This window comes from Pseudonocardia sp. ICBG1293, from assembly GCF_020131355.1.
In the GTDB taxonomy this organism is placed as follows: Bacteria; Actinomycetota; Actinomycetes; order Mycobacteriales; family Pseudonocardiaceae; genus Pseudonocardia.
In genome coordinates this window covers 595005-607693 of record NZ_JAHLEL010000038.1, presented here as the reverse complement: position 1 = coordinate 607693, position 12689 = coordinate 595005, and the positions used below count along the sequence as shown (strand labels likewise).

The 12689-nt window shown below is 75.9% G+C and carries 13 protein-coding genes and 1 tRNA gene; 8 read left to right on the top strand and 6 right to left on the bottom strand.

The window, feature by feature from the left end:
- Positions 1 to 2: 2 nt before the first annotated feature.
- Both KPF47_RS16680 and KPF47_RS16675 read right to left on the bottom strand, forming a co-directional pair.
- Positions 3 to 1232 (bottom strand): FIST N-terminal domain-containing protein, encoded by a 1230-nt coding sequence (locus KPF47_RS16680; protein WP_224389678.1) that lies wholly within the window; start codon positions 1230 to 1232, stop codon positions 3 to 5.
- Between the two features lie 50 nt (positions 1233 to 1282).
- On the bottom strand, positions 1283 to 1750 hold the full coding sequence (locus KPF47_RS16675) for a S26 family signal peptidase (RefSeq protein ID WP_224389677.1): 468 nt from the start codon (positions 1748 to 1750) through the stop codon (positions 1283 to 1285).
- Between KPF47_RS16675 and sodN the strand changes: the two genes are divergently transcribed.
- From sodN to KPF47_RS16660, 3 genes are all read left to right on the top strand, one after another.
- Entirely contained in the window at positions 1703 to 2110 is a 408-nt protein-coding gene (gene sodN / locus KPF47_RS16670) for a superoxide dismutase, Ni (RefSeq protein ID WP_224389676.1), read from the top strand. The genes KPF47_RS16675 and sodN overlap by 48 nt on opposite strands.
- A gap of 191 nt (positions 2111 to 2301) precedes the next feature.
- Positions 2302 to 2856, top strand: a complete 555-nt coding sequence (locus KPF47_RS16665) for a DUF1697 domain-containing protein (RefSeq protein WP_224389675.1) — start codon at positions 2302 to 2304, stop codon at positions 2854 to 2856.
- A gap of 272 nt (positions 2857 to 3128) precedes the next feature.
- Positions 3129 to 3728: a superoxide dismutase gene (locus KPF47_RS16660; RefSeq protein ID WP_224389674.1), complete on the top strand. Its 600-nt coding sequence runs from the start codon at positions 3129 to 3131 to the stop codon at positions 3726 to 3728.
- Between the two features lie 51 nt (positions 3729 to 3779).
- Here the strand turns inward: KPF47_RS16660 and KPF47_RS16655 are convergent, their stop codons facing one another.
- Complete coding sequence (locus tag KPF47_RS16655; protein WP_224389673.1) at positions 3780 to 5072, bottom strand: competence/damage-inducible protein A; 1293 nt, start codon at positions 5070 to 5072, stop codon at positions 3780 to 3782.
- 407 nt (positions 5073 to 5479) lie between these two features.
- On the opposite strand from KPF47_RS16655, the gene KPF47_RS16650 reads away from it, so the two are divergent.
- The gene (locus KPF47_RS16650; protein ID WP_224389672.1) at positions 5480 to 6883 is read left to right on the top strand and encodes a glycosyltransferase family 2 protein; all 1404 of its coding nucleotides are present in this window, start codon (positions 5480 to 5482) and stop codon (positions 6881 to 6883) included.
- A 24-nt stretch (positions 6884 to 6907) separates the two neighbouring features.
- On the opposite strand, the gene KPF47_RS16645 is transcribed toward KPF47_RS16650, so the two are convergent.
- On the bottom strand, positions 6908 to 7384 hold the full coding sequence (locus tag KPF47_RS16645) for a thioesterase family protein (protein WP_224389671.1): 477 nt from the start codon (positions 7382 to 7384) through the stop codon (positions 6908 to 6910).
- 254 nt (positions 7385 to 7638) lie between these two features.
- Between KPF47_RS16645 and KPF47_RS16640 the strand changes: the two genes are divergently transcribed.
- The 3 genes from KPF47_RS16640 (at position 7639) to KPF47_RS16630 (ending at position 9427) form a co-directional block, all read left to right on the top strand.
- A complete protein-coding gene (locus KPF47_RS16640) occupies positions 7639 to 8031 on the top strand; it encodes an STAS domain-containing protein (RefSeq protein WP_224389670.1) in 393 nt (130 codons plus the stop codon).
- Positions 8032 to 8037: 6 nt separating this feature from the next.
- Positions 8038 to 8130 (top strand) — tRNA-Sec (locus KPF47_RS16635).
- A 43-nt stretch (positions 8131 to 8173) separates the two neighbouring features.
- A complete protein-coding gene (locus tag KPF47_RS16630; RefSeq protein ID WP_224389669.1) occupies positions 8174 to 9427 on the top strand; it encodes an amidase family protein in 1254 nt (417 codons plus the stop codon).
- 17 nt (positions 9428 to 9444) lie between these two features.
- On the opposite strand, the gene KPF47_RS16625 is transcribed toward KPF47_RS16630, so the two are convergent.
- The gene (locus tag KPF47_RS16625; protein WP_224389941.1) at positions 9445 to 10491 is read right to left on the bottom strand and encodes a PLP-dependent cysteine synthase family protein; all 1047 of its coding nucleotides are present in this window, start codon (positions 10489 to 10491) and stop codon (positions 9445 to 9447) included.
- Between the two features lie 75 nt (positions 10492 to 10566).
- The gene (gene selD / locus KPF47_RS16620; protein WP_224389668.1) at positions 10567 to 11601 is read right to left on the bottom strand and encodes a selenide, water dikinase SelD; all 1035 of its coding nucleotides are present in this window, start codon (positions 11599 to 11601) and stop codon (positions 10567 to 10569) included.
- A 172-nt stretch (positions 11602 to 11773) separates the two neighbouring features.
- Between selD and KPF47_RS16615 the strand changes: the two genes are divergently transcribed.
- Positions 11774 to 12649 (top strand): hypothetical protein, encoded by an 876-nt coding sequence (locus KPF47_RS16615; protein ID WP_224389667.1) that lies wholly within the window; start codon positions 11774 to 11776, stop codon positions 12647 to 12649.
- Positions 12650 to 12689: the final 40 nt, after the last annotated feature.

The window sequence follows — 12689 nt, the reverse complement described above, 5'->3', positions numbered from 1 at the left end:
GCTCAGAGCACCAGCACGGCCGCGGTGAACGCGTGCAGGTGGTTGCCCGGCCCGACCGGGCCGATCTCCCCGGCGGCGAAGAACCCGGCCACCCGGGGACCGCCCCCGGCACCGGATCCGGTGGCGTGCGGGTCGAGGCCGGCACGCACGGCGCGCACGTCGTGGTCGGCGTCGCCGAACATGGCGGCCCCGCGTCCGTTGCAGGAGAACAGCAGCGCGCCCGCCACCGGCGCGGCGCGGCGCACCGGGGCGAGCAGCTCGTGCAGGTCCTGGGCGGCGCCCGCGGCGTCACGGACCTGGAAGCGCACGGTGGTGCCGACCTCCACGACGTCACCGGCGATGACGGCGCCGTCGCCGACGTCGACGGCCCGCACGGCGCGGACCAGGAAGTCGCCCCGGTCGTGGGACTCGGCGTACTCGTCGACGGCGACGCCCAGGTGCAGCCCGGTCAGCGCGTGGCGCTGGTCCTCGGGCGGTAGCGCGGTCACGATCTCGCGCAGCCGCTCGGCCGCGGGCCGCCCGGCCAGCTCGGCGATCCGGTTCCGCTCCGCACGGGTCACGACCATCGGCGGCCCGATCGGGCGGCACCCCTGGCTGACGACGACGCGCGGGGCGGTCGGACCGCCGAGCAGCACCCCGACCGCTCCACCGTGGTGCACGGTGCCCCCGGCGAACAGCCGGTCGGACCCGGGCACCCCGGAGCCGCCGGCCAGGCCCCCGATCACCGGGAACCCCGGGTCGGTCGACGCGAGCCGGTCCAGGACACCGCTGACCGGGAAGGTGAACGGGTCCGCGAACAGGACGGCGACGCGGTCGTCCTCGGCGGGCGGGACCAGTCCGCGCACCCCGATGGCGTCCCGGCCGTCGGTCCCGGCGCCGGGGCGGCGCTCGGCGACCGGGAAGACCGTCCGGATCCGGGTGCCGGGCAGCGAGGCCGCCCAGACCGCGACCGCCGGCTCGCCCTCGACCCCGCGGCCGTCGGCCATCACGCCGTGCGCGGTCGTGCCGATTGTCGCGGCGGGCGCGGCGAGCTCCATCACCCGCAGCCCCGCGGCCTCGACCTCCTCGACCGGCGCGGCGGGGCCCGCGCCGGGGCAGACGAAGAACACCACGAGGTCGGGGACGACGCCGAGCGCGGCCAGCGCCTGACCCGTCGCGACCTCCGCGGCGCCGGTGAGGTCGGGTCCGACCGCCAGCCCGTCGCCGACCCGCACGCCCTCGCCCGCTGCCACGGGCCCGACGCTACGTCAGCCCGCCGCGGCCCACCGGGTGCCGCACGACCTCAGCGACGGGGCACCGGGACCCGCCCGGGACGGGGCCAGAGACGGGCACGGACGACGGCGCGGACCCGGGCGGGCCCCAGCGTCGCCGAGTCCGTCGAGCCGAACGGGTTGTCGCCCCGCACGTACCAGCCGTCGCCGTCGGGATGCACCGCCCGTTTCACCGACAGCTGCTCGGGGCGGGACTCCCAGGTCACGAGAACGACGTCGCCGGGCCGGACCGGCGCACCGAACCGGACCAGGACGACGTCGCCGTCGGACAGGGCCGGGGACATCGACGGCCCCCGCACCGTCACCCGCCGCAGGCGCATCGCCGACTCCCTCCAGAGTGGATCTCCCGTGACGTGGTCGTCCTGCCCGGCCACCGCCGCGAGGGTAGGGTCGCCGATGCCAGAACGATCACCCCACCAGGGAGGACACTCATGCGGCTGTCCCGCATTCTCCGTCCGCGACTGGAGGCCACCGCGCACTGCGACCTCCCCTGCGGCGTGTACGACCCGGCCCAGGCCCGGATCGAGGCCGAGTCGGTCAAGGCGATCCAGGAGAAGTACCAGGGCAACGAGGACGTGGACTTCCGGGCCCGCGCCATCGAGATCAAGGAGCAGCGCTCCGACCTGGTCAAGCACCACCTGTGGGTGCTGTGGACCGACTACTTCAAGCCGCCGCACTTCGAGAAGTACCCGGAGCTGCACGTGCTGTTCAACAAGGCCACCAAGGCCGCCGGCGCGTCGGGCACCAAGGGCTCGAACGACCCGGCGACCGGCCAGGAGCTGCTCGACTACATCGCCCAGATCGACAAGATCTTCTGGGAGACCAAGCAGGCTGCCTGATCCCGGGCTCCGCAACGGCGCCGACCGGTGGGATCGTGTCCTGCCGGTCGGTGCCGTTGCGCGTTCCGGGCCTGCGTGGCGGCGGCCCGGTCGGGTTCCTCGGGCGCGACAGCCCCCGGACTCGCGCCGTCGTTACGTCGCGTCGGCGTCCACCCTCCCCGCACCCGCCCGGTAACGGCACCATGGCCGGCGTGCGTACCCATGTCGCGCTGCTGCGCGGGATCAACGTCGGCGGCCACGGGAAGGTGCCGATGGCCGAGCTCCGCCGGGCACTGGGCGAGCGCGGGCTCGACGACGTCGTCACGCACGTCCAGTCCGGCAACGTGGCCCTGACCAGCTCCGCCGGCGACGAGGAGGTCGCGGCGACGATCGCCGCCGCTCTCGTCGAGGAGTTCGCGCTGGAGCGCCCGGTGGTCGTCCTCGGCCGCGAGGACTACCTCGCCGCGGTGGCCGCGAACCCGTTCGCCCGGGTCACCGAGCCGACGCAGCTCCACGCGGCGTTCCACGCCCGGCCGCTGTCCGCCGCGGGCCACGAGCGGGTCGCGGCCGCGCTGGCGGCCGAGCGCGCGAAGGGCGGCCGGGGCGATGCCGTCGTCGACGGGCGGGTGGTGTGGCTGCACCTGCCCGACGGGCTGGGCCGCAGCGAGCTCGCCGGCCGGCTCGCGGCCCGCACGGCCGAGCCCGACCAGGGCGGGACGATGCGCAACCTCGCGACCGTCCGGAAGCTCGCCGAGCTCCTGGACTGAGACGCGGGAGGACGGCACGGGACGCGACGGCGCCGCGACCCGCGCCCGGTCGGACGCGACGCCGCGGCGCCGTCGACGGCGGATGTCGAGCTGCCAGAACGATCCCCACCGCGTCGCCCGCATTCCTGCAAGTGACTTGCAGCAGACTACATGTGGCGGATCGATCCGTCCATGCGTGCGCGGCGATGGTCGCGGGTAGTCGGCAGTTGCTACATAGTGGCAAGTGATCCCGCGCGGCACAGCGTCGCGCGGCCCCGAACCAGGAGAGGACCATGGCCGAGTACACGCTCCCGGACCTGCCCTACGACTACTCCGCGCTCGCGCCGCACATCGCGCCCGAAATCATGGAGCTGCACCACAGCAAGCACCACAACACCTACGTCCAGGGCCTCAACACCACCCTGGACAAGCTCGCCGAGGCCCGGGACAAGAACGACTTCGGCGCCATCGTCGGACTCGAGAAGACCCTCGCGTTCAACCTCGGCGGCCACGTCAACCACTCCGCCTTCTGGAACAACCTCTCCCCCGACGGCGGCGACGAGCCCACCGGCGACCTCGCCACCGCCATCGAGAAGGACTTCGGCTCCTTCGACGCGTTCCGGGCCCACTTCACCGCCGCCGCCACCACCATCCAGGGCTCCGGCTGGGCCATCCTGGGCCACGACGCCCTCGGGGACCGGCTCCTGGTCCACCAGCTCTACGACCAGCAGTCCCAGCTCCCCGCGGGCCAGACCCCGATCGTCCTGCTCGACATGTGGGAGCACGCCTTCTACCTGCAGTACAAGAACGTGAAGCCGGACTACGTCAAGGCCTGGTGGAACGTCGTCAACTGGGCCGACGCCGCCGAGCGCCTCGCCGCCGCGCAGGGCTGACACCCGCGCCGGCGTCCCGCCCGGGTCCCCACCCGCCCGGGACGCCGGGCGTCAGCGGTGCGCGCCGGGACCGGTCACCCCGGTGGCGCGCAGCAGCAGGTGCATCGCCAGGTCCACCGAGCGTTCGCGCACGTCCGCCCGCCCGCCCGGCAGCTGCGGGTCCCGGGCGACGACCTGGCCGTCGGCGGTGGTCACGCAGAGGCAGACGTAGCCGACCGGCTTGGCCTCGGTACCACCACCGGGCCCCGCGACCCCGGTGATGCCGACGCCCACGTCGGCCCCGAACCGGGCCCGTGCGCCATCGGCGAGTGCCCGTGCGACCTGCGGCGACACGGCTCCGTGCTCGGCGATCATCGCGGCCGGGACGTCGAGCAGCGCGGTCTTGGCCTCGTTCGAGTAGGCGACCACGCCCCCGGCGACGTACGCGGACGAGCCGGCCCGGTCGACGAGCCGCCCGGCGAGCAGCCCACCGGTGCAGGACTCCCCGGTCGCGACCGTCCAGCTCTTCTCCTGCAGCGCCACGGCCAGCAGCTCGTCGGTGGTGCGGCCGTCGTCGCTGAGCAGCCTGCGGCGGTGCCGCTCCACGATCCGGCCCGCGAGGTCGCGCGCGACGTCCTCGGCACCCGGGAGCGGGTGCAGGTCCACCTCCAGCTCCGAGCGGCGCAGGCAGGTGGTCACCTCGACACCGGACAGGTCCAGCTCGGTCCCCAGCTCACGCAGCGTCTCGGCGATCTCGGACTCGGGCAGCCCGGCGAAACGCAGCAGGGTCGCCTCCGCCCGGGGCACCCGCGCGAGCAGCTCGGCCACCGGCGCCGACGCCAGCGCGGCCGGCCACATGCCCTGCAGCTCGCGCGGCGGCCCCGGCAGCACGACCACCAGGGGCCCGCCCGGCCGCGTCACCGCCAGCCCCGGCGCCGTCCCGACCGGCTCCAGCACACCTGCGCCGCGGGGCACCCGTGCCTGCTTGGCCGTCGCGGCGTCGAGCGCTGGCCCCGCCCACCCGGCGCGGCTCGCCCACCCCGCGACGCGGTCGTGGATCCGGCCCTGCAGCGCGGTGTCGACCTCCATCGGCGCGCCGACGAACTCGGCGACGACGTCGGCGGTCAGGTCGTCCGCCGTGGGGCCGAGACCGCCCGAGGTGACGACGAGGTCGTCGGAGGCGACGAACTCCAGACCGGAGCGCAGGTCCTCCGGGCGGTCCCCCACCAGCAGGACCCGGGAGACGGCGAAGCCGAGCTCGCCGAGGGCGCGGGCGACGAAGGGGCCGTTGGCGTCGGCCACGTGACCGGTCAGCAGCTCGCTCCCGGTGACCAGGACCGACGCGGTGGGACGGGGCTCGCTCATGATCCGAACCTACCCGTGACCGGCCGCCCGTACCCCGGTCGCGCGGGAGGTCACCATCGGTGCAGGTCCGGAGCGCCGCCACGCCGTCCGCAGTGGACTCGCCACCCGGTCGGGTGACGAATCCGGTACGACACGCCCGGATCCGGACCCTCTCGGCGTGTCGTCGCTCCACCGACGCCGCTCGTCGTGCGCCCGGAGGGTCGCGGGCAACCACCCCACGGCGACGGCGTCGTCACCCGTACGGCGCACGACCGGACCTCACGGCTCCGACCTGCGTCGACGCCGTCCGTCGCACCACTTCCGGTGAACTCGGCGGTCGCGCACACGCACGGTGTCCGTTCACCCGCAACCGCGCACTCTCAGTGTGAGCACAGGACGCATACCCGACACTGTGTCCCATGTCAGGGATGTCTGCGCCGGACGACGCCGCGACCTGGGTGGGAGAGCTGGATCGCCTGGGCCCGCTGCGCGAGCTGCGGGTCGCGCCCGCGTTCCACGCCGCCCGTCTGCTCGTCACCGTGGGTGGCACTCCACAGGGTCAGGTGACCGTGCCGCTGCGTGGCGGTCGCGCGACCGTCGCGGAGCTGCGATCCGCACTGATCACCCTGGGGTCGCCCGAGCAGGTGACTCCGGCACCGGTCGCCGCCGACCCGGTGACGGTGGTGATCGCGACCCGCAACCGGCCCGAGTCGCTGGCCCGCTGCCTGCGCGCGGTCCTCGCCTCGGACCACCCGGCGCTCTCGGTCATCGTGGTCGACAACGACCCGACGGACGAGCTCACCCGGGACGCCGTCGCCGCCGCCGGGTCGCCCCGGGTCCGCTACGTCCGGGAGCCGCGCCGCGGCGCGTCGGTCGGGCGCAACCGCGGCCTGGCCGAGGCCCGCACCGAGATCGTCGCCTTCACCGACGACGACACCGAGGTCGACCCCGCCTGGGCCTCCCGCATCGCCGGCGCCTTCGCCACCGACCCCGCACTCGCCTGCGTCTCGGGCCCCGTCCTCGCCGCCCGCCTCGCCAGCCCCGAGGAACGCGCCGCCGACATCGCCCTGGCCTGGAACAAGGGCTTCACCCCCCGCCGGTTCACCCTCGCCGAACCCCCCGCCGACTCCCCGATCTTCCCCTTCGCCCCCGGCCTGTTCGGCATCGGCGCCAACCTCGCCGTCCGCGCCGCCGCCGCCCGCGCCGTCGGCGGCTTCGACGAGGCCATGGGCCCCGGCACCCCCACCCACGGCGGCGAGGACTGCGAGTTCCTCGTCCGCATGATCCTCGCCGGCCACGTCCTGGGCTACGCCCCCGGCGCCTACCTCTGGCACCACCACCGCCCCGACCAGGCCGCCCTGCGCAAGCAGATGGAGGGCTACGCCGTCGGACTCGGCAGCTTCCTGGCCAAGGTCGCGCTCTCGCCCCAGGGACGCTCGGTCGCCCTGCGCCGACTCCCCGCCGCCGTCGCCCGACTGCGCCACATCTCCGACCGCGAGGCCGGCGCCGGCGTGGCGATGCCCGCCGACGCCGACCAGACGCGCAACCGGGGTCTGCTGAACGGCCCGCGGGCCTACCTGCGGTCGCGCCGCGCGGTGCGGCGTGCCGGCGGAGCCGTGCCGCCGCTGATCGGGCCGACCCGGGCCGGGACGACCGCCCCGCACAAGATCCTGTCGACCGGTGGGTACCCGGCCGTGACCCCCGCCCGGCCGCAGGGCACCGGTGGGTACCCGGCCGTCACCCCGGCCCGGCCGCAGGACACCGGCGGGTACCGGTCGGTCCCCGCCCGCACCGGCGGCCCCTACGGCGCGGATCCCGCCCGGCAGGGCTGAGCCGCTCGCGGCAGCCGTCGGCCGCTACGCCGTCGTACCCTCCGGACCCGGCCCCAGCAGGGCCGGGTCCGAGGCGGCGGCGGCCAGCCGGGCGTGCGGGCCGGCCACCAGCCGACGCGTCGTGGTGTCGAGGGCCCCGAGGGTGCACTCCACCTCCGCCGCGAGGTCCTCCGTCCGGTCGCCGCCGTCCGCGGCCACCCGGACGATCCGGTGACGCATCGTGAACGGTTTCCGGGCCGTGAACGCGATCAGCGAGTCGATCTCCAGCTCGTCGCCGGCACGCAGCTCGGCCCGGAAGTGCGCCGTCGTCGACAGCAGCACGATCGTCAGCCCGTGCGTGCCGAGCGCGTGCTGGGACAGCCCCGCCGCCCGGAAGTGCTCCATCCGGGCGTGCTCGCCGTACTGGTGGTAGACGGCGTGGTTGACGTGCCCGTTCACGTCCATCTCGTAGCTGCGGACACCGATCCGGACCACGAACGGCCGAGACTGCTCGACGTACATGGGCACCACCCTGCCAGCCGGGCCGCACGGCCCCGACGGACGGCCGGACCGCGTCGCCGGACGTTTGTGTCACCGCCGACCGCGGTCGTAGGGTGAGTGGCCGCGCTGGCTAGGCTGGCGTGGAGGCAGCACGAGCGGTTCGTCAAGCAACGGCGGCCGGTTGTCACTCACGGTGAAGTCGATGGCGCCTCCGGGAACGGATCACCGGCTCCTCGACGGCACCGACGGCGACGACTCGCGAGGGAGCACGACACATGAGCAGTGAGACGCCCACCGGGGTGGGGGGAGACCAGGGCCCCGACGTCGGCGAGGTCGTCCGCTTCGAGGTTACCGAGCACGGTGACGGCGCCGTCGTCGTCGGTGTGCACGGCGAGATCGACACGATGACCGCGCCCGTGCTGAGCGAACGACTCGCCGAGCGGATCGGTTCCGCGAGCCTGCTCGTGGTGGACCTGACCCGGGTCACGTTCCTCGGGTCGGCCGGACTGGCGGCGCTCGTCGAGGGCAAGGAGAAGGCCGAGAACGCCGGCAGCCGGCTGCGGCTGGTCTGCGGCTCGCACGCCGTGACCCGTGCACTCGAGGCGACCAACCTGATGTCCCTGTTCGACGTGGCCGACGGCGTGACCGACGCGCTCCGCACGGCCTGACGACCTGGAGGCGTATGGGTGCCTGGTGGCCCCCGCGGTCTTCAACACCGACGTGGCCGAGCACCTCGGCCAGGCGGGTTCGATTCCCGTCCGCCTCCGCCGACCACCACCCCCGACGACCGGGACGACGGGCCCCACCGCGATGAGCATCCTGCACCTGGACGAGCCGTCCTCCACCTCGGACGACGGCCCGTCCGGTGTGCCGGACCTCGCCGCCGCGGTGCGGGAGGGACGGCTGAGCGCGGCCACCGTCGCCGAACGGCTCCTCACCGCGATCGACGACGCCGTCCCGGACGGGGTCGGGCTCGTGGTGGATCCCGGTGCGCTGCGGGCGGCGGCCGCAGCCCTCGACCGGCGCACCGACCGGTTCGCCCTCCCGCTCGCCGGGGTCCCCGTCGTGGTCGAGGACGGCATCTCCGTCGCCGGGCGCGGGGACGAGGTCGTGCGCAGACTGCGGGCGGCGGGCGCGCTCGTCGCCGGGTGGGCACGCACCGCCGAGCACGAGGTCGGGCTCGACGGCACGCCCGGTGGCCGGGCCACCGCCGCCGTGGTCGCCTCCGGTGCCGTCCCGCTCGGGATCGGGGTCGACGGCGACGGCACCCTGCGCTGCGCCGCCGCGGCCCACGGGATCGCCGCCCTCAAGCCGGGCCGCCGGGTGCTCCCGGTACCCGACGCCGCCGAGCGGCGCTGGTGCGGGCTCGCCGAGCCGACCCTGCTCGCCCGGCACCCCGACGACCTCACCACGGTGCTCGACGCGCTCTCCCGGGGCGCCGCCGGACCGCCCGCGCCGTCGTCGGTGATCCGGCGGGCCGCACCCGCCGACACCGGCTCCCGCCCTCCGGCGGCGCCCGTCTCCTCGTTGGCCGCGTCGCTGCGCACGGGTCGCACCCGGCTGGCCGGGCCCGACGCGGCGTCGGCCGTGCACGCGGCCATCCGGCTGCTGCAGGACGACGGGCTGGGGCTGGTCGCGGCCGACCCGCCCTACCGGGCCGTCCTGGTCGTGCACTCCGCCCGCCGCCGTCAGGCCGGGCTCGCCCGCCGGGTGGAGGACCTCGGGCTGGATCCCGCCGAGCTGCCGCGCAGCGCCCGCAGCCTGGTCCGCCGCGGCCGCCGCGTCCGGCGCCTGGGCGGGTTGCGTCCGGCGACGCCCGCGTCGTGGCGGCAGCGGATGGTCGCCTGGCTCGACGACGCCGGCGCCGAGGCCGGGCTGCTGCCCGCACCTCCCGGGGCGTCCGGGGCCGGCTCCACCGGCGTCGCCGCCTGGAACCTGGCCGGGCTGCCGTCACTGGTCGCGCCGGTGCACCGGTCCGGTGAGCACGGGTGCGTGCAGCTCGTCGGGCGGCCCGGATCGGAGCGGCGGCTGCTCGCGACCGCCGCCCTGCTCGCCCGGGGCTGACCCGGCGACGGTCCGGCTCAGCCCGCGGGCGGGGACCAGACCCCGGTGGCGACGAACCGATCGAGGGTCGCCGTGTACGGCGCCAGGTCCATCCCCTGGGCCGCGACCCAGGCGTCGTCGTAGTAGCTGTGGCGGTAGCGCTCGCCGCCGTCGCACAACAGCGTCACGACGCTGCCCGCACAGCCGGCGCGCAGCATCTCGGCGACGACCTGGTAGACGCCCCACAGGTTGGTGCCGGTCGACCCGCCCGCCCAGCGGCCGGTGCGCTCCCGCAGGTCGCGGGCGGCGGCGACGCTGGCCGCGTCGGGCACCGGGACCATCCGGTCGATCACCGACGGGACGAAGCTCGGCTCCATCCGGGGGCGCCCGATCCCCTCGATCCGCGACCCCGCCCCGGTCGCGTACGACGGGTCCCCCGCCGTCCATCCGGGCAGGAACGCCGACCCCTCCGGGTCGACGACGGCCAGCCGGGTCGCGAGCCGCCGGTAGCGCAGGTAGCGGCCGATCGTCGCCGAGGTGCCCCCGGTCCCGGCGCCGACCACGATCCACTCCGGCACCGGGTGCGGCTCCTCGGCCAGCTGGGCCAGGATGGACTCGGCGATGTTGTTGTTGCCGCGCCAGTCGGTCGCGCGCTCGGCGTAGGTGAACTGGTCGAGGTAGTGCCCGCCGGTGGCCGCGGCCAGCCGCTCGGCCTCGGCGTAGACCTCCCCGCCGTGCTCGACGAAGTGGCAGCGCCCGCCCTCCCGCTCGATCAGCGCGACCTTCTCCGGGCTCGTCGAGCGCGGCATGACCGCCACGAACGGCAGACCGAGCAGCCGGGCGAAGTAGGCCTCGGACACCGCGGTCGACCCGGAGCTGGCCTCGACGACCGTGGTCCCGTCGGTGATCCAGCCCGACGCCAGTGCGTAGAGGAACAGCGAGCGGGCCAGCCGGTGCTTGAGGCTGCCCGTCGGGTGCACCGACTCGTCCTTGAGGTAGACCTGCACGTCCCACTCGGCGGGCAGCTCCAGCACGTGCAGGTGCGTGTCGGCGGAACGGTTCGCATCGGCCTGGACGCGGCGCATCGCCTCGTCGACCCAGGCGCGGGTACGGGCACAGGAGCGGTCGACGGGCTGCACCCCCGTGACCCTAGAGCGGCCTCAGAGCCGGACCAGTCCGGTCCCCTCGGTGACGGTGCCGATCCGGGCCGCCCCGTGACCGCGCCCGCGCAGCCACGCCACGGCCTCGTCCCCCCGGCCGGGGGCCGCGCCGAACAGCAGTCCGCCCGAGGTCTGGGCGTCGGACAGGACCAGCAGGTCCTCCTCGGCGGCCGAGCCGGCGACGACCCGGTCGGCGATCCAGGCGCGGTTGCGCAGCGTGCCGCCGGGGACGACACCGTCGGCGACGAGCCGCCGCACCCCGCCGAGCAGCGGGACCGCGGCGACGTCGACGTGCGCGTCCACCCCCGAGGCGACGGTCATCTTCGTGAGGTGCCCGAGCAGGCCGTAGCCGGTGACGTCGGTGCAGCCGGTGGCGCCCGCCTCCCGGGCGGCCGCGGCGGCGTCGTCGTTCGGGGTGGTCATGACGGCGACGGCGGCGTCGACGTCCGCGGGCACCCCGCGCTTCACCGCGGTCGTGGTCACGCCGATCCCGAGCGGCTTGGTCAGCACCAGCTCGTCGCCCGGGCGCAGCCCGGCGTTGGTCAGGACCCGGTCCGGGTGGACCTCCCCCACCACGGCGAGGCCGTACTTCGGCTCCGGATCATCGATCGTGTGCCCGCCGACGACGGCGAACCCGCACCGCCGCCCCACCGCGGCCCCGCCCTCCAGGACGGCGGCCAGCACGTCCGGTCCGAGCGCCTCCGAGGGCCAGCAGACCAGGTTCAGCGCGAACAGCGGGCGCCCGCCCATGGCGTAGACGTCGGAGACGGCGTTGGTGGCGGCGATCGCCCCCCAGGTACCGGGGTCGTCGACGATCGGGGTGAAGAAGTCGGTGGTGGCGACCAGTGCCCGGTCCGCCGACAGCCGCCAGACCGCGGCGTCGTCCCCGGTGTCGGTGCCGACGAGCAGGTCCGGGTGCGACGGGGGCGTCACCGCGGCGAGGACCTCCGCCAGCTGGGCGGGCCCGAGCTTGCAGCCGCACCCCGCCCCGTGGCTGAACTCGGTGAGACGGCGGACGACACCGGTGTCGGACATCCCTCCATGGTGACAGCGACGCCCCGGGGGCCACCAGGTCACGCACCGTCGACCGCCGGGCCGGTGCCGTCCGCCGAACGGGGGCTGTCGAGCTGCGCCGCGAACACGGAGACTGACGCACCGTGAGCAGGACGGGTGTCCAGCGAGGGAGCAGCACGGGGGGATCGACGAGGTGACCGACGGTGTCACGGATACCGGCGCCGAGGTGACGGCCGAGGACGTGCGCGACGACGAGACGACCCGTTCCGGGGGCACGCCGCCCGGCTCCGGGCCGGTCCCCGGCACCGCGGCCGCGGGGACGACCGCCGCCGGGCTGCCGCTGCGCACGCCGCGCGGCGGCGACGGCGCCCGCAGTGTCGAGCACACCGTCGAGGACCTGCTGGGACGCCTGGCCGCGGCCGAGCACGCCCGCGACGCCGCGGAGCGCCGGGCCGAGGCGCTCGCCGCAGCGCTGGAGGAGGCCCGCTCGCGCCCCGCGGAGACCTTCGGCATGCGCGCGGACAAGGTGCTGCGGATGGCCGAGCACGAGGCCGCGATGCGCCGGCGGGCCGCCGAGGCCGCGCAGCTGGTGGAGGCCGCCCGCGACGAGGCCGTCCGGCTCGTCGACGGTGCCCGTGCGGAGGTCGACCGGGTGCACGCGGCCGGGGCGGCGGCACGCCGGGACAGCGACCTCGTCGCGGACACCGCGGCGTCGATGCACGCGCACGTGTCCGCGGTGCGCTCGTCGGTGCGCGCGGAGATCGCCCGGCTGCACGAGCTGCTGGGGTCCGAGCTGGGCAGGCTGGACGCGCCCGCCCGGCCCGTGCGGGGAACCGACCCCGGTGAGCGTGTCCGGCGCCCGGCGGACGGCCCGGCGCACGCGCTGCGGACCGGGGACGCTCCCGCCTCCGACGAGCTCCCCGCCGGTGACGCCGACCCCCACGTCGACGGGGCCGCGCCGCTCCCGGTGGTGGTGCTGCCGGAGCAGCGGGAGCCGGAGCAGCCCGCCGGCACGACCCCGGGCGCCCCGGCCGACGCGGCGGAGGGCAGCGGCCGACGGAGGTCCTGACCGCGGGCCGCCGGCCCGTGCGGACGCGGGACAGCCGGTG

Coding starts and splice junctions, on each gene's coding strand:
- KPF47_RS16655 (WP_224389673.1), bottom strand. CDS start 5,072: ATGAGCGAGCCCCGTCCCACCGCGTCGGTCCTGGTCACCGGGAGCGAG.
- KPF47_RS16630 (WP_224389669.1), top strand. CDS start 8,174: ATGAGCATCCTGCACCTGGACGAGCCGTCCTCCACCTCGGACGACGGC.
- KPF47_RS16660 (WP_224389674.1), top strand. CDS start 3,129: ATGGCCGAGTACACGCTCCCGGACCTGCCCTACGACTACTCCGCGCTC.
- selD (WP_224389668.1), bottom strand. CDS start 11,601: ATGTCCGACACCGGTGTCGTCCGCCGTCTCACCGAGTTCAGCCACGGG.
- KPF47_RS16625 (WP_224389941.1), bottom strand. CDS start 10,491: ATGCGCCGCGTCCAGGCCGATGCGAACCGTTCCGCCGACACGCACCTG.
- sodN (WP_224389676.1), top strand. CDS start 1,703: ATGCGGCTGTCCCGCATTCTCCGTCCGCGACTGGAGGCCACCGCGCAC.
- KPF47_RS16640 (WP_224389670.1), top strand. CDS start 7,639: ATGAGCAGTGAGACGCCCACCGGGGTGGGGGGAGACCAGGGCCCCGAC.
- KPF47_RS16645 (WP_224389671.1), bottom strand. CDS start 7,384: ATGTACGTCGAGCAGTCTCGGCCGTTCGTGGTCCGGATCGGTGTCCGC.
- KPF47_RS16650 (WP_224389672.1), top strand. CDS start 5,480: ATGTCTGCGCCGGACGACGCCGCGACCTGGGTGGGAGAGCTGGATCGC.